Below are 17,069 nucleotides of genomic sequence, written 5' to 3' on the forward strand. Positions count from 1 at the left end.
GCATGCAAAGCTTCTTGTAGGGTGCGATATACGGTATTCTATGCGGATACCCATGGTTTGGTGCCATGGAAACGGACCGGGGAGCACCGGCTTAGGGAGACTGATGCCATTCGAATGAAAATAGGCAAAAAAAAGACCCCTGCACCCAAAAGGATGCAGGGATTCGCAGCATTAATGCTGGCAGCTGTTTTTGTTTTGCAGTTCTGCTCCTGTTTCACCGCTCAGGATATTGCCTCCTGTTGAAACGAGGATTTCATCTGTGACTTTATTGCTGATGGTGTTCGCAACAAGCTGAAGAAGCTCATTCACTTCCACCTGGGATTGCTTGAATTCCTGGACAACCGGAATCTCATCAAGCTGGCGCTCAAGCTCCTCGATTTTGGCTTCGGTCTTTTTTAAAGCTTCTTCTTTGCCAAAATGCTGCAGATTGACTGCCTGCTTCTGCAGTCCTTTAATGCTGGTGATCGCAGTGCGGACCTTTTCATTGCTGTGGATCTGAGCTTCCGCTCTTTTGAAGAAGTCCACTTCTTCTGTTTCTGCTATGATTTGTGCAAGCTCCCTTGCACGTGCGATAATATCGTCTTTAGTATATTTTCTCATTATTTCACCTCAGCTGGTTGAAGCTCTTCAACCATTTCTCCATTTAATGACCATGTTTTTGCATCTGTTATTTTAACAGAAACAATCTTTCCAATCGCTGACTTTGGCCCTTTAAAGTTAACAAGCTTATTCTTTCTTGTATACCCTGCCAGAACTTCAGGATTGTTTTTGCTTTCGCCTTCAACCAGGACTTCAACAGTCTGGCCGTGATATTTCTTCATCGCTTCTGCCGACATTTCATTAACGAGGGCATTCAGGCGCTGAAGGCGCTCTTTCTTGACCTCCATCGGCACATTATCCTTCATCTTGGCCGCTGGTGTGCCTTCACGCGGAGAGTAGATGAAAGTATAGGCAGACTCGTATCCGACTTCCTTATAGAGGGAGAGAGTTTCCTCAAACTGCTCATCCGTCTCATTCGGATAGCCGACAATAATATCCGTTGTAAAAGTGGCATTCGGAATGGCGGCCCTGATTTTCCTTACCAGCTCCAAATACTGTTCGCGTGTATATTTCCTTGCCATGATTTTCAGGACATCTGTTGAGCCTGACTGGACTGGAAGGTGGATATGTTCAAGAAGGTTGCCGCCTTTGGCAAGCACTTCAATCAAATGATCATCAAAATCACGCGGATGGCTTGTAGTGAAGCGGATTCTCGGAATATCAATCTTTCTGATTTCATCCATCAGATCGCCAAGTCCGTACTGAAGGTCTGTAAAGTCCTTGCCGTACGCATTGACATTCTGGCCAAGAAGGGTGATTTCCTGATACCCCTGGGCGGCAAGCTGGCGCACCTCCTGGATGATTTCTTCAGGACGGCGGCTCCGCTCCTTGCCCCTTGTGTAAGGAACAATGCAGTAGGTGCAGAATTTATCGCAGCCGTACATGATGTTGACCCAGGCCTTGATATTGCCTTTGCGGACTTTAGGAAGATTTTCAATGACATCTCCCTCTTTGGACCACACTTCAACGACCATCTCTTTAGACATATAAGCTTCCTGCAGAATGTTCGGAAGTCTGTGGATATTATGCGTGCCAAAGATCATATCCACCTGGTCATAGGTCTTGAGGATTTTATTCACGACAGATTCTTCCTGGGACATGCAGCCGCATACGCCGAGCAGCAGGTCAGGGCGTTCTTTCTTCAGGTGCTTCAAATGGCCGAGCTCGCCGAATACTTTGTTTTCCGCATTTTCACGGATTGCACAAGTGTTCAGGAGAATGACATTTGCATCCTCGACAGTATCAGTCGGCTCATAGCCGAGACTGAGGAAGATGCCGGCCATGACTTCGGTATCATGCTCGTTCATCTGGCAGCCGAATGTTCTGATATAGAATTTGCGGTTATTCCCCATGCCTTGGAATTCAGCCGGAATATTGAAATCTTTATGATAGCGGACCTCTTCTTTCCCGCGTTTTTTTGCATCTTTCAAGGAAGGAGGCGCATATACGGTTTCAAAGTATCGGCTGTAGTCCTTTTCGGATTTTTTGTCCGAAGGATTGGCAGCAGCCGCCAGCTGGCCTTCCATCCGCTGTTTTTCGTTCATAGAAAGTACCCCTTTCTTCTGTCTATCCAAACGCTAATCGCTGTTTTCATTTCTATCATGTAAGCGCAGTTAAAATGTTGTACACATTATAATAGTATAAGGGTTTAAAACGCTGAAAACAATAGAAATCCTGTAAGGATACTGACTCTATTGGTACTTTGGCAGCTGGGGATGATGCTGGATAAAAAGGCATGGGCTTTGCAGGCAAGTAGTTCACTTTCCGTGGAAGATCACTGAAAATGGCATATGAGACCGCTTTGAGTACATACTTGCTCTTAGCAGATACAGCAGATGGAAAGCTGAAGAGTGAGTAACCAGTGATAGAAAAATAAGGGGAGATTTTACTGCTAATCGCAGATTAGAGCGGGTTTTTGAGTAAAATAAGGGGAGTTTTTCCCTCTATTAAAAGAAAAGCCCTTTATTTTCATACTTCCAAGTCCAATAAGAGGAATCTCTCCCTCTATTTAAAGGGTTTTCAGTGCTATTTTTCATATAAGGGGAATTTCTCCCTCTATTTTTCTCCATCAGGTTTTACTAAAAATAACTCGGCAGTTCAATTATCCAGCGATGGGGCATAAGAACAACCTATTTAAAATAGCCCGGGATATCCCAGGCTATTTTGGTTTATTAATTTCCATTACAAAACGTGTATGGTTCAGGCTGTTGGCTCCATATTATCTGAACTATTTTCTTTGCAGGGCCCCTGCCTTTCACATGAATTCTGTTGTTTTCCGTTCCAGGAGCTTCGCTTTCCGCGGGGCGGCCCAGCGTTATTTCAACTCACATAAATTCTGCTGTCAGTTTGCCGAAATGCTCTTCATCGAGCTTCAGGTCTGCATGGGCAAGCGGTGTTTCGGAATAGCCAGGGAGCATTTCCTGATAGGATTTGCGCTCTGTATCCTGGTAGATCAAGCCTGTCACAAGTCCGTCATGCTTCATCAGCGTCTGCATGGCCATGGAGCGGTCTGAAGAGTCATAGCCTTCCACATCGGCGAGCTTTGTCAGGTTTTCTTTGAACCAGTCGTACGTATTCACTTTATTATAAGTCACGCAGGGGCTGAAAACGTTGATGAGCGAGAAGCCTTTATGCTTGATGCCTGCTTCGATCAGCGCTGTCAGGTCCTTCAGGTCAGTTGAAAAGCTTTGGGCCACAAACGTTGCCCCCGCTGTCAGCGCCATTTCCATCGGTGAAATGGCTTGCTCGACAGAGCCGTGCGGCGTGGACTTTGTTTTGAATCCGGCAGCAGACCTTGGTGAAGTCTGCCCTTTTGTCAGTCCGTAAATCTGATTGTCCATTACAATATAGGTAATATCGACATTACGGCGGATGGAATGGACGGTATGCCCCATCCCGATCGCAAAGCCGTCACCGTCACCGCCGGAAGCGATGACTGTCAGATCGCGGTTTGCCATTTTAAGGCCTTGGGCAATCGGGAGTGCGCGCCCGTGGATGCCGTGGAATCCATATGAGTTAATATAGCCGGAAATCCTGCCGGAACATCCAATGCCTGAGACGACTGCAAGGCTGTCCGGCTCGAGCCCTACATTGGCAGCTGCCCGCTGGATGGCGGCCTGGACAGAGAAGTCTCCGCATCCAGGGCACCAGTTTGGCTTGACGTTATTGCGAAAATCTTTAAATGTGGCCATTTAGAACAGCTCCTTGCAAGTGGTATGGATTTCATTAGGCAGGAACGGATTCCCGTCATATTTCAGGATTTTATTGATTTTTTGATGCTGGCCGACATTCATTTTGATGATGTTTGCCAGCTGGCCTGTTGCATTGTTTTCAATCACAGCCACCTTTTTGGCAGACTCCATCAGAGGTCTGAGCTCTTCTGCCGGGAACGGGTGAATCAGGCGGATGTGAGCATGATTAACCTTCAGGCCATCCTTTTCAAGGCGGCCCATAGCCTCTTCTATCGCTCCCCTTGTGGAGTTGAAGCCGACTATCAGGAGGTCTGCTTCCTCATGCGGCGCATTTTTATGGATCGGATTGCTGAATTTGATATTTTCGACTTTCCGGAAACGCTTGTTCATCTGATCTCTGCGGTTTGCTGCGGATTCAGAAGGCTTTCCAGTTTCGTCATGTTCTACGCCGGTTACGTGGTGGATGCCATTCTTCATGCCTGGCACCACGCGCGGGGATACCCCGTCTTCTGTCACTTCATAGCGCTTGAAATAACCTTTGTTTTCGATTTCAGGCAGCTCTTCATCCACTAGCTTGCCCCTGCGGATTTCAACTTTGCTGAAGTCCAGCGGTTCGACTGTCTGTTTGCCGAGAGACAGCTGCAGGTCAGAAAGCATGATGACAGGGCACTGGTATTCTTCTGCCAGATTGAAAGCTTCTGCTGCATCATAGAAAGCTTCCTGGACCGTGCTTGGCGCAAACACGATCTTAGGGATTTCCCCGTGGGTTCCATAGATCATCGCCATCAGGTCAGACTGCTCCTGCTTTGTAGGCAGTCCTGTAGAAGGTCCTCCGCGCTGTGTGTCTACAATCACAAGCGGCGTTTCGGTAATGCCGGAAAGACCGATCGCTTCCATCTTCAATGAAAGCCCGGGTCCTGCTGAAGCAGTCATTGCACGGACACCGCCATAGTTGGCGCCGATCGCCATGGTAACAGCCGCAATTTCATCTTCTGTCTGGATAACGCTCCCGCCAAGCGGTGGAAGCTTCTTGATCAGGTACTCCATGATCTCGGATGCAGGAGTAATCGGATAGGCCGCCATGAAGCGGCAGCCGCCGGCAAGAGCACCAAGTGCGATGGCGTCATTCCCGATCATGAACATGCGCTTTTTCCCATCGGCTTTTTCAAGCTCCATAAGTTCTGCGCCTTCGCCAGCCAGTTCCTTCATCCGGTCAAATCCGGCTTTGATGGCTTCCATATTTTTATCGACAACCTGCTGCCCTTTTCTGCCGAAAATCTCCTGGACAACTTCCTCAAAAACTTTGATATCCAGGTTAAGAATGGCACAGGTCGCGCCGACAGCGACCATATTTTTCATCAAAGAAGTCCCCAGCTCAGTGGCAAGCTCGGTAAAAGGTACAGCAAACAGCGATGCATTCGTATCCTCTGGCTTCTTCGGATCAAATTTCGCATCGGCAATAATAACGCCTTTATCATGAAGCTCTTTATAGTTCACATCAATCGTTTCCTGGTCAAAAGCTACTAAAATATCAAGATCATCGGAAATGGAGCGGATCTGGGACGTGCTGACCCGGATCTTATTATTCGTATGCCCTCCTTTGATCCTCGAAGAAAAATGCCGGTACCCATATAAATAATAGCCGAGGCGGTTAAGAGCTATAGAGAAGATTTCCCCTGTACTCTCAATTCCTTCCCCCTGCTGTCCGCCTACTTTCCAAGAAAGCTGCTTTAACATTCATTACACCCCTTCGGATTGTTCTATATATGTATAATTGTATGGTCTATTAATTAACCCCTGCAGCCTATCAAACAATGGAAAACAGCTTCAAAAAAGGTGCAAAAGGGTACTAAACGATTTCAATTCTAGACCGAACCCCCGAAAAAAGCAACCCTTTCCAAAGAATAAATCCCTTGTAGGAATGGCTTGCACAGTCCTGTCCTAAGCCCCTGAGCGAAAGGTTTTTTTAAAGGAAGTCCTTCATCCGCCAATCTCGTTTCTTCAGGCAGGAGGCAGCCTTTTTTCCATATTGCGAAAAAGGAATTTTTCTACTTGTATCTCAGAATAATGTTTTTGAAGTTCGTTTACTAGGTTCCCATAATATTGGAAAGAAGACAGCCCTTTTACTGTATCATCAATGCCGTCAAAATCTGATCCAAAACCGGTATGGTCTTCTCCTCCCAGGGAACAGACATGTTCTACATGCTTAAGGATGTCAGAAATCGCGGATTCTTTGGTTCCTGTCAAAAATTCCGGAACAAATGTCAGTCCGATGACGCTGTCCCGCTCAATCAGCGCCTTCAGCTGATTGTCGTTCAAATTCCTTGGCACAGGGCAGAGGGCATGGCAGTTGGAATGGGAGGCAAAAGGTAATTCTGCCAGCTCCATCACATCCCAGAACCCTTTCTCAGAGAGGTGGGATACATCGCATAAGCACTGCTTTTCATTCAGGATCCCGACCGCTTTTTTTCCAAATGAAGATAGTCCTGCCCCCCTTTCCTCAAGGGCGCCGTCTGCTGCATAATTGCTGTAATTCCAGGTGAGCCCGACAGAAGATACGCCAAGCCTTATCAGGGTTTTCAGCTTAAGAAGGTCATCTCCGATGCAGTCGCACCCTTCAAGAGTCAGGACTGCGCCGATTTCGTCCTCCTTCAGCTGGTATGCCTGCCCTCTATCCCTGATGTGCTTCATCTTCGGGAACGGCTTCAGCACCCTATCGTAAAAAAGCTCAATCATATACAGCGCAGCATGAAACTTCATGTTCGGATGGACCGATTCCGGGACATAGACGGCAAAGCATTGAACCTTGGAGCCTGCTTTTACAAGCTTCTCGTAATCAATATGCAGCCGGCTGCTGCTCCTGAAATCAATTGAAGGATCAATAAACATTTTATAAAGGACGTCGCAGTGAGAATCAAAAATGTTCATGTTTTCCTCCCCTTTCAATATATCTGGATAGCAACTATATTCGATGGATGCTATTTCAATTCCTTTATTCAGACTGCACTGATCATAAAATAAAAATGGAGCAGCACATGCATGAATGGAAAAAAGCCTGTTTGCTCTTTTTAAGCAAACAGGCAAAAATGATGTACTGCCGGCTATTTATTGCCCGAAGCAAAGGGCCGCTATATTTTGTATGCCTCTACTTTTCCCTTTTGTTATCTTGGCTCAACAATCAGCTTGATCGCTGTCCGCTCTTCACCGTCAATCTTAATATCGGTGAAAGCAGGAATGCAGATCAAATCCACTCCGCTAGGCGCTACGAATCCTCGGGCGATCGCTACTGCTTTAACCGCTTGGTTCAATGCACCCGCACCAATTGCCTGGATCTCTGCGCCGCCTCTTTCACGCAGAACACCAGCAAGCGCACCAGCTACAGAATTAGGATTAGACTTTGCTGAAACTTTTAATATTTCCATTCCTAGCTCCTCCTTGTTTATCCCCTCCTGCATGCCCTCGGGATTAATGCCCCGGGCACATCAGGTATATCATTCCATTGCTACTATATTCAGAGGATAAAAAACATATTCCAGCTTGGACAAAATATTGGAAAATTCCGTACTTTACGGATTCACATAAACAAAAAGAGACTGCCCATGGAAAGGCAGCCCCTGTTATTCAGCTGAAAAAAGGATGATCTTCGTTGATCAGAATTCTTTCTATTTTCCTGGCAAGCCCTGTTTTCCGGTCCAGTTCGACCGATACAGCGCTAAGCTGGTCCCTGCCTTCCTTCGGCACCTCAAAACGGACAGGAAGGTTTGTCATGAACCTTTTCAATACGGCTTCCTTCTCAACGCCCAGGATTCCGTCATAAGGGCCGGTCATGCCTACATCAGTTATGAAGGCAGTCCCGTCAGGAAGGATCCGGTTATCTGCCGTCTGGACATGTGTGTGCGTACCAACGACAGCAGATGCCTTTCCATCAAGATACCAGCCCATGGCCTGCTTTTCGCTTGTCGCTTCCGCATGAAAATCGACAAAGATGAAGGGAGTGCGCTGCCGGGCTTCCTCGATGAGCTCATCCGCTTTTTTAAACGGACAGTCGGACGGCTGCAAAAAGGTCCTGCCCTGAAGGTTAATAACAGCCACTTCATCATTGTTCACCTTTAAATAGACAATGCCTTTGCCAGGGTTATTATCCGGGAAGTTCGCAGGCCTGATCAGATATTTCGCACTCTCAATAAACTCAAAAATCTCTCTGTTATCCCATGTATGATTGCCAAGGGTCACCGCCTGCGCGCCTGCTTCCAAAAACCCCCGGTAAATCTTTTCCGTAATTCCTTTTCCGCCTGCAGCATTTTCACCATTAATAATGGTCACCTGTGGACGGTACTTATCTTTCAGTTTGGGCAGATATTCTTTTACCATATCACGCCCGGGAGAACCAACTACATCTCCAACAAACAAAATATTCATTCAGCAAACCCTTTCTAACTTCAATTTCTTCACTTTTATCATTGTAACACAAAAAGGAGGATTCCCATTCGTATTGTAATGCCAAAAAAATAAAGCAGCGCCGAAGCACTGCTTTATTTTGCGTATTCAACGGCTCTCGTTTCACGGATGACCGTAACCTTGATATGTCCTGGATAATCAAGCTCTTCTTCAATCTTTTTGCGTATATCCCTTGCGAGCCTGTGTGACTCAAGGTCATCAATCTGATCTGGCTTAACCATAATCCTGATTTCCCTTCCGGCCTGGATGGCAAATGATTTCTCGACCCCATCATAGGATTCGGAAATCTCCTCCAGTTTTTCCAGACGGCGGATATAATTTTCAAGCGTTTCCCTTCTCGCTCCAGGCCTTGCTGCTGATAAAGCATCTGCTGCAGCAACAAGTACAGCGATAATGGATGTAGGCTCAGTATCGCCATGGTGGGAAGCAATGCTGTTGATGACAACCGGATGCTCTTTGTACTTAGTAGCAAGCTCAACACCGATTTCAACATGGCTTCCTTCTACTTCATGGTCGATTGCTTTACCGATATCATGAAGCAGGCCGGCGCGGCGGGCAAGCGTTTCATCTTCGCCAAGCTCAGCAGCCAGCAGCCCTGAAAGCTGGGCAACTTCCATTGAGTGTTTCAGCACATTCTGTCCGTAGCTGGTACGGAACTTCAGGCGGCCGAGAATTTTGATAAGGTCCGGGTGAAGTCCGTGTACGCCGACCTCAAAGGTCGTCTGCTCACCGATTTCACGGATATGCTCGTCCACTTCGCGGCGCGCTTTATCCACCATTTCCTCAATCCTCGCCGGGTGAATGCGTCCATCCTGAACTAATTTTTCGAGAGCAAGCCTTGCTGTCTCACGGCGGATTGGATCAAACCCGGATAAAATGACTGCTTCCGGAGTATCATCGATGATAAGATCAATTCCGGTAAGCGTTTCGAGTGTACGTATATTCCGTCCTTCACGGCCGATGATACGTCCCTTCATTTCATCGTTAGGCAGATTGACCACTGATACGGTCGTTTCTGCAACATGGTCTGCAGCGCAGCGCTGAATGGCCAATGACAATACTTCCTTCGCCTTCTTGTCTGCCTCTTCCTTCGCGCGGTTTTCCGTTTCCTTCACCATTATGGCAATATCGTGAGCAACTTCCTGCTCGACCCGATCTAAAATGATGGATTTTGCCTCTTCACGAGTTAAGCCTGAGATGCGTTCCAGCTCAGATTGCTGTGCTCGTACCATCTCGTCCACTTTGCTTTCCATCTCTTCAATATGCTGTTGTTTTTTGTTAAGAGAATCGTCTCTTTTTTCCAGGATTGATTCACGCTTATCAAGCGATTCATCTTTCCGGTCAAGATTCTCCTCTTTTTGCAGTAAACGATTTTCTTGTTTTTGCAGCTCATTTCTTCGATCACGAACTTCTTGTTCAGCTTCAGTCCGAAGCTTGTGAATTTCATCTTTTGCTTCCAGCAGGGCTTCCTTCTTTGAAGCATCAGCTTCACGCCTTGCATCCTCAAGGATTTGCTCAGCAGCGTTCTTAGCTCCTGCAATTTTTGCTTCGGCAATCGATTTGCGAATAAAATAGCCAACAACTGCACCGACGACTAGGGCAAGCAAAATGGAGATGACTAATAAAATATCCATCATTTCACCTCCTCTTGCTATGAACTTTTTTGTGTTACGTTTCTAAAGTGTCGGCATGTACATTGTTTAGGATCAACATACAGCACTAAGGCTTTAAACGTTTTCAAATACTCATAAAAATGTAAAATATACAATATAATTGTAAAGCTGTGGATTTTTATTGTCAAGGGTTTGTCCTTGCGGCTTTTTTTAATATTTCGGACAAGTCTGGCAACTGCGCCGGATGTATCTCCATTTGACGTATTCCATGCCAAATGAGCTGCCCTTTGTTTCATTCTAACCTCCATAAAAGCAAAAGGCAAAGCCTGTGGCTTTGCCTCAAGTGATCAGTCAATCAGTTCGAAATGCTCCTGATCCTGATCCTGGTTTTCATCTAATAACTTCTCCTCATCAAGACCATAGTGGTCGCGGATCTGCTTTTGGATAGTCAGCCTTAAATCAGGGTTCTCCTTAAGGAACTGTTTCGCATTCTCACGCCCTTGGCCCAGTCTCTCTTCATTGTATGAATACCAGGAGCCGCTCTTCTGGACAATATCCAGTTCAGAGCCCATATCAATGATTTCGCCTTCTTTTGAGATGCCTTCCCCGTACATGATGTCAACTTCTGCGACACGGAATGGAGGAGCAACCTTGTTTTTGACGACCTTGATTTTTGTCTTGTTTCCGACCATTTCATTGCCCTGCTTTAACGTTTCAGCACGGCGCACTTCCAGACGTACGGAAGAGTAGAACTTAAGAGCACGGCCGCCTGGAGTGGTTTCAGGATTTCCGAACATGACTCCGACTTTTTCACGGATCTGGTTGATAAAGATGGCGAGCGTCCTTGATTTATTGATCGCACCAGATAATTTACGAAGGGCCTGGGACATAAGGCGGGCCTGGAGACCGACATGGGAGTCACCCATTTCTCCTTCAATCTCTGCTTTCGGTACAAGTGCCGCTACTGAGTCGATGACAAGGATATCAATGGCACCGCTTCGCACAAGGGCTTCAGCAATTTCTAGCGCCTGTTCCCCGGTATCAGGCTGGGAAAGCAGCAATTCATCAATGTTTACGCCCAGCTTTTGGGCATATACAGGATCAAGGGCATGCTCAGCATCGATAAAGGCAGCTTGTCCGCCATTTGCCTGCACCTCAGCAATCGCATGAAGGGCAACAGTCGTTTTACCTGAGCTTTCCGGACCATAGATTTCGACTATGCGCCCCTTAGGGTAGCCTCCGACACCAAGCGCAACATCCAGCGCCAGGGAGCCGCTCGGAGAAGTTGAAATTTTGCGGTCTGTCTGCTCTCCAAGCTTCATGATCGAACCTTTACCAAATTGTTTTTCTATTTGCTTTAAAGCCATATCTAATGCAGCTTGACGTTCACTCACTAGTGATTTCCTCCTTTATATATAAAGAAAAATATGCATTGCATATTACAAAATCTATCTCAAAGAACCTATCTTTACTATATACTTTTTCCGCTTGTTTGTCGAGCAAAAAGTCGAACATTCATTCGTTTTTTTTGAGAGGGATATTGATGGGTAAATACCCCGATTCCCTCAAGAGAAAACTCTTTTCAGCCGCCTCCTTTCATACTGAAACGGCAAAACGGAAAGCTTTCTGAATATTGAAAGGGAAGTTACGGAGTTTCGCAGTTTGCCAAATTGCCAGATCAGTTATCTGACTAGCGGGGAGATCGTAAAGGAATGGTTTTAATAACAGGCAGACTTATCCTTTATTTGAATGGCCGGCAAGCCATAAAATAAACGGAGTTTCTCAAGTTTACTGCTGAATATGGCCCGGCTGGGTGTAAATAAGCGGAAAATCTCCGGTTAAGCAGATTGAAGTTGGCCATTTTCCTGTTTTTTGAGATGATAGCCGGACATTCTCCGTCTCTTTGAGCTGTTTTAGAGTGTTTGGGGAAATTTCTCCGCTTTTTTTCAACCTGTCACGGATTCCCTCATAAAGATCCGGGATGGTCCTCCGCTCTTTTATGGATGGGAGAGAAGAAAAAACTTGCTCTTAAACTGCTTTTCTTAATGTTGCTTTAATTGAATATGAACAGGACCGTCCAAAGTAGATCTTTATGCCAGAAAAATAGAAAACAGGCCATAGTCCAACGGCCCGTTTCCTTTATATCTCTTCCAGCTCTTTCATTAAGAAATGGCAGCCGTACTTCACGGATCGTGATCGGTTGGCTGCACGCGATCCGCCGAGGTTCAGCTTCTCCACATGTACCGGCCTGCCTTTGATGGCTATCCCGATGTAGACCGTGCCGACAGGTTTGCCTTCAAGCTCATCCGGTCCGGCAACCCCGGTAAAGCTGATCCCAATGTCGGCGCCTGTCAGGGAAGCTGCATTTTCAGCCAGTTCTGCGGCACAGGCTTTGCTGACAACACCATCTTTTTCAATGGTTTCCTTTTTTACCTTCAGGACTTTTTCCTTCACTTCGTTCGTATAGCAGACAACTCCGCCCTTAAGAAGGCTTCCCGCTCCAGGTATGGAAGTGAATTCCTGCTGGAACATCCCGCCTGTCAGACTTTCCGCACAGCCGATCGTCAGCCCTTTTTCCTTCAGACGCTTTGTCAGCTCATTCATTAAGGAGGTTTCATCATACCCATAGAAGAATTCACCTGTCCTGCTGAGTATCTTCTCTTCTGCCTCTTCTATCAGCCGCAGTGCCGCGTCAAGGCTTTGATGCTTGGCTGTCAGCCTCAGGGTCACTTCCCCGTCTGCAGCGAGGGGCGCTATCGTTGGATTGGACTGGCTGTCAATCAGGTCCTCGATTTCTGTCTCAAGCATAGCTTCCCCGATCCCGAAGAACCGGAGCACCCTGGAGAGGATTTTGTCCTGAGAATCCATCCTGGCAAGCAGTGCGGGGTGGCCGTATGCGAGGAACATCGGCTCCATTTCCTTTGGAGGGCCGGGAAGGAGCATATACGTTTTAGTACCTTTTGTATATACCATTCCAGGTGCCATGCCATGGTCATTCGGAAGCACTTCAGAGCCTTTAAGTACAATCGCCTGCTTCCGGTTGTTCTCTGTCATCACCCGGCCGGTCCTTTCGAAATAAAGCTCGATTTGGCGGAGCGCCTCTTCATTGTGGACAAGCTCGGCGCCCAGATGCTCTGCAATGGCCTCTTTTGTCAGATCATCCTTGGTCGGGCCGAGGCCCCCTGTGAAGATGACCAGGTCAGAGCGCTCCTCGGCTATCCCGATGGCCGCTTTGAGCCTGGAAGGATTGTCTCCAACAACCGTATGGTAAAACACATTGATGCCGATATCCGCCAGCTGCCTGGAGAGGAATCTGGCGTTTGTATTGTTGATTTGTCCTAGCAAAAGCTCTGAACCCACCGCAATGATTTCTGCATTCATTTCCTTTGTCCCCTCCTGTTGACGCCTCATCTTACATCACTTGCCTATTACTTGGAATTGATGAAAGCTGCTCTATTTTTATAAAAATAATCCCAGCCTGACCAGATTGTAAAGATCATCGCCACCCAAAGCGCAATGTCATCGAATGGCACGGAAATCAATTCAAAGATGATGTTATGCAGCAAGAGTGCCGAAATGGCGACGATCTGCGCCCATGTTTTCACCTTGCCAAGCATATTGGCTGCCACAACTTCCCCTTCGCCTGCAAGGACAAGCCTTAGGCCTGTAACCGCGAACTCACGGCTGATAATCACAATGACAATCCAGGAAGCTGCCAGTTCAAGGTCGACCAGGACGATCAAGGCTGCTGATACAAGCAGCTTATCTGCGAGCGGATCAAGGAACTTTCCGAGATTGGTGACCATGTTCAGCTTCCTTGCGTAATAGCCATCAACCCAGTCTGTCGCAGAAGCAATGATGAAAATCAAGGCCCCGACAAGATGCGTGACAGGCATTTCAGCCCCTAAAAAGGCTGCCTCCCCCCATGAGAAGGGAACAAGCATCACAATTAAAAAAAGCGGAATCAAGAAGATCCTTGATACGGTAATTTTATTAGGCAAGTTCATTATGTACCTCCAAAAAGCTATGTAGTTTCGGCAGACTTGCGCTAAAGGCGGAGAAAACATCCATGCCCCCAGAAAAGTCTTACTCTATAGTTTTACAGCAAAAAAATAAATATAGCAATTTTTTCACTTTTTTATCGGGCTGAACCTTGTTTCTTTGGCCGCCGGGAGAAAAAATAGCCATCACACGGATGGCTATTCTGTCGTTTTTGTGTAGCGGATGGTAATATCCTGCTTTACACTCTGGGAAGAAGGAATAGCATATTCCAGCTTCTGGTCATTGATATACAATTCAGTCTGGGAGGTGTTTCCTACTACGAGTACAGCCTCAGGCTCTTTCGACAAATCAATTGTCTGGCTTTCGGCAGAACCTTTTAAAAGCATTCCCTCGAAGAAAGAATAGCCTTTGCCATTCTTGATGCTCACCCAGGTTTCGCCCGTGCTGACCACTTTCAGCACGAATTGATCAGCATTTTTCACTTCATATACGGTATCATTGCCAGCTGACTCGACGACAGCGACTTCCTGTGCAGGCGGTTCCGGCTTTTCTTCTTCAGCCGGCTCTTCTTCCTCAGCAGCACCGCCGCCTTCTTCCTGGCCTTCCTCTTCCTTAGGCTCTTCTTTTGCAAGATCATCCGACTGGCCATACTCAACACCCTGCGTATTGCCATTATCGGCCGGCTCACCCTCATCTTTCCCGTTGTTTGCCATAACGATGAAATAATAGAGAAGCGCAATAACGCCGACAACAAAGACGCCAATCAGTATTTTCGGGAGCAGGTCCGCCAGCTTGGAGCTGCTGCCTGAAATATTTTTCCTGGTCTGAACCCTTGATAGCTTTTCCGGTATGTCATCACTTGCAGCGGTGACAGGGATGTCATTCTTATACTGCTCAAAAAGTTCTTCCGGGTCTATGCCGACAGCCTCGGCATATTGCTTGATGAATGCCCGGACATAGAATTTGCCCGGCATCATGCTGTAGTTTCCTTCTTCAATGCCTACGAGATAGCGCTTCTGAATCTTTGTGGCTGTCTGAAGATCATCAAGGCTCATGCCTCTTTCGATCCTCGCCTCTTTTAAATGATTGCCTAGTTCTGTCAATACAAACACCTTCCACCTTACTAAAAATCAAATCCTCCAAAATCAGTCCCGGAGAACATATCATTATTCTCAACCACATCATACTTGATCTCTTCATTGTGATCATGGCGCAGTTCAATAATATAATCAAAATCCTCCATCGAATATTCTGTATTCTGCACAAAAATATCCGGATGCTCAACGACCTTGACTGCCGGAAGGCGCATGATCTCCCTCACCAGCTGCCAATGCCTTTCATTTGCCCTTCTGGTTGAAACGATCCCATCAATGATAAACAGATTATTTTCGTTGTATTCATCCTGAATCAGCTGATTCCGGATCGTCTGCTTAAGCAATGTCGATGACATAAACAGCCATCTCTTGTTGGCGCAGACACTTGATGCCACGATCGATTCTGTTTTGCCGACGCGAGGCATGCCCCTGATGCCAATCAGCTTATGTCCTTCCTGCTTGAACAGCTCTGCCAGGAAATCGACGAGCAGCCCCAGCTCATCCCGGACGAAACGGAACGTTTTCTTATCGTCTGCGTCCCTCTGTATGTATCGGCCATGGCGCACCGCCAGCCTGTCCCTCAGCTTCGGTTCCCTGAGCTTTATTACCTTTATTGTGTCCATTGTATGTAAAATAGACTCTAGTCTTTGGATTTGTTCATGATCTTTTGCAAGGATCAGCAATCCCCTTCGCCCTTCATCCACTCCATTGATGGTGACGATATTAATGGAAAGCATTCCAAGGAGCGAAGAAATGTCACCAAGCAGCCCAGGCCGGTTTTTTTGAATTTCATATTCCAGGTACCATTCCGTTTTTTCCATAGGTAAACCTCCCAGATCGTGCCAAATCCGACATTTTCCTGCATAATTTTGTCTAGCTTCTATAATAAATGATTTTCCCTGAAGATGAAAGAAAAAACCAATGTCTTTCGAATCATTCCTCAATTTTTTCATTGACTGCAAAGAAAAAAAGAGAGGGTTGGCCTCTCTTTGGAATGAACCTGTATGGAAAGTTCTATTGCTGCTGTGTTCCGTCGTTCTGAACTAGCTTGACCATCATATTGGCAATGGCATGCTGCTCTTCCTGGCTTGCCACTGACCATAGATCAGCCAACACCTTTTCCTGATCATTTTGCGGATCAACCTGTTTTGCAAGATAGTCGCCAATCTGATAAGCAAGGTCATTGACTACATCTTTGTTCATGCCTTCATTCTGGGCATGGTGAAGACGGTCTCCCAAGAAATCCTTCCAATGATTCCAGTTATCCAATACAGACATTGTTCGTACCTCCTTGTAGTATAGTACAAAGTTATTTTGCTTACAGGAGGGGCAAAATATGCATCTGTCTGTAATTTTACGTATACCAGCCGCCATTGATTCCCAGCACCTGGCCAGTGATATAGGAAGACCCTTCAGAAAGCAGGAAAGCTGCTGCATTCGCAACCTCTTCTGGTGCTGCCATCCGCCCCATCGGTATTTCTTCCTCTATCTCCATTATTTCCGATTCACTGAATGATTCCATCATCGGTGTTTTTACAGCACCAGGGGCTATCGCATTCACTCTCACCCCATTTAGGGCGACCTCCTTGCTCAAGGCTTTCACAAACGCGATCTGCGCACCTTTTGCTGCTGAATAGGCTGTTTCACAGGCGGCACCTGCCTGGCCCCAGATGGACGAAACCATGATTATGCTGCCCTGGCGCTTTTGGATCAATTTGGGCAGCAGCTCCCTGGTAAGCGCATAAGGAGACAGCACATGCACCCGCATCAGCTGTTCGAGAATCTGGTCGTCTGTATCTTCCAGTAATCCATAAAAGCCTGCCCCGGAATTATGGATAATCGCATCCAGGGAAAAGATGCTGCCGGCGATTTTCTTATAGCCGAGAGGATCTGCCAGATCACCCTGGACCGGGATATATTCCCCTTCGAATTGTGCAAGCTCTCCCAGCAGCTTCTCTATGGCCTCTATGTTCCTGTTATAATGCAGGTAAAGCGAGTGCCCCTCTTCAGCAAGCTTGAGGGCAATTGCCCTTCCTATGCCTCCGCTCGCACCGGTCACCAACGTAAATTTCTTCATTTTCTGTTCCGCTCCCTTTTCCACAATGACAGAA

15 protein-coding genes are annotated in these 17,069 nt (G+C 46.8%); all 15 read right to left on the reverse strand.

Going from position 1 to position 17,069, the window contains the following annotated elements; all coding sequences use genetic code 11:
- Nucleotides 1-171 precede the first annotated feature (171 nt).
- A complete protein-coding gene (locus Q9R36_RS02400) occupies nt 172-600 on the reverse strand; it encodes a YlbF/YmcA family competence regulator (RefSeq protein WP_311224504.1) in 429 nt (142 codons plus the stop codon).
- A complete protein-coding gene (gene miaB / locus Q9R36_RS02405) occupies nt 600-2,144 on the reverse strand; it encodes a tRNA (N6-isopentenyl adenosine(37)-C2)-methylthiotransferase MiaB (protein WP_009791517.1) in 1,545 nt (514 codons plus the stop codon). The genes Q9R36_RS02400 and miaB overlap by 1 nt, the downstream gene beginning before the upstream one ends.
- Nucleotides 2,145-2,924: 780 nt before the next feature.
- On the reverse strand, nt 2,925-3,791 hold the full coding sequence (locus Q9R36_RS02410) for a 2-oxoacid:ferredoxin oxidoreductase subunit beta (RefSeq protein WP_009791518.1): 867 nt from the start codon (nt 3,789-3,791) through the stop codon (nt 2,925-2,927).
- Nucleotides 3,792-5,528, reverse strand: a complete 1,737-nt coding sequence (locus Q9R36_RS02415; protein WP_224952330.1) for a 2-oxoacid:acceptor oxidoreductase subunit alpha — start codon at nt 5,526-5,528, stop codon at nt 3,792-3,794.
- A 264-nt stretch (nt 5,529-5,792) separates the two neighbouring features.
- Nucleotides 5,793-6,719, reverse strand: a complete 927-nt coding sequence (locus Q9R36_RS02420) for a dipeptidase (protein ID WP_148950266.1) — start codon at nt 6,717-6,719, stop codon at nt 5,793-5,795.
- 233 nt (nt 6,720-6,952) lie between these two features.
- Entirely contained in the window at nt 6,953-7,213 is a 261-nt protein-coding gene (gene spoVS, locus Q9R36_RS02425; RefSeq protein WP_009791522.1) for a stage V sporulation protein SpoVS, read from the reverse strand.
- A gap of 199 nt (nt 7,214-7,412) precedes the next feature.
- Complete coding sequence (locus tag Q9R36_RS02430; protein WP_009791523.1) at nt 7,413-8,210, reverse strand: TIGR00282 family metallophosphoesterase; 798 nt, start codon at nt 8,208-8,210, stop codon at nt 7,413-7,415.
- 113 nt (nt 8,211-8,323) lie between these two features.
- Nucleotides 8,324-9,886 (reverse strand): ribonuclease Y, encoded by a 1,563-nt coding sequence (rny, locus tag Q9R36_RS02435; RefSeq protein WP_009791524.1) that lies wholly within the window; start codon nt 9,884-9,886, stop codon nt 8,324-8,326.
- Between the two features lie 323 nt (nt 9,887-10,209).
- Nucleotides 10,210-11,256 carry a recombinase RecA gene (recA, locus tag Q9R36_RS02440; RefSeq protein WP_022543735.1) on the reverse strand — a complete coding sequence of 349 codons (1,047 nt, stop codon included), beginning with the start codon at nt 11,254-11,256 and terminating at the stop codon, nt 10,210-10,212.
- Nucleotides 11,257-12,001: 745 nt separating this feature from the next.
- Complete coding sequence (locus Q9R36_RS02445; protein ID WP_101547516.1) at nt 12,002-13,243, reverse strand: competence/damage-inducible protein A; 1,242 nt, start codon at nt 13,241-13,243, stop codon at nt 12,002-12,004.
- 47 nt (nt 13,244-13,290) lie between these two features.
- Nucleotides 13,291-13,869, reverse strand: coding sequence for a CDP-diacylglycerol--glycerol-3-phosphate 3-phosphatidyltransferase (gene pgsA / locus Q9R36_RS02450; RefSeq protein ID WP_009791529.1), 579 nt, complete (start codon nt 13,867-13,869; stop codon nt 13,291-13,293).
- 192 nt (nt 13,870-14,061) lie between these two features.
- Entirely contained in the window at nt 14,062-14,967 is a 906-nt protein-coding gene (locus Q9R36_RS02455; RefSeq protein ID WP_148950265.1) for a helix-turn-helix domain-containing protein, read from the reverse strand.
- 20 nt (nt 14,968-14,987) lie between these two features.
- Nucleotides 14,988-15,779, reverse strand: coding sequence for a YmfK family protein (locus Q9R36_RS02460; RefSeq protein WP_022543732.1), 792 nt, complete (start codon nt 15,777-15,779; stop codon nt 14,988-14,990).
- A gap of 193 nt (nt 15,780-15,972) precedes the next feature.
- On the reverse strand, nt 15,973-16,236 hold the full coding sequence (locus Q9R36_RS02465) for a DUF3243 domain-containing protein (protein WP_094767417.1): 264 nt from the start codon (nt 16,234-16,236) through the stop codon (nt 15,973-15,975).
- 76 nt (nt 16,237-16,312) lie between these two features.
- Nucleotides 16,313-17,035, reverse strand: a complete 723-nt coding sequence (gene ymfI / locus Q9R36_RS02470; protein ID WP_094767526.1) for an elongation factor P 5-aminopentanone reductase — start codon at nt 17,033-17,035, stop codon at nt 16,313-16,315.
- Nucleotides 17,036-17,069: the final 34 nt, after the last annotated feature.

This window comes from Bacillus sp. AG4(2022), from assembly GCF_031844465.1.
Classification (GTDB): domain Bacteria; phylum Bacillota; class Bacilli; order Bacillales; family Cytobacillaceae; genus Bacillus_AB; species Bacillus_AB infantis.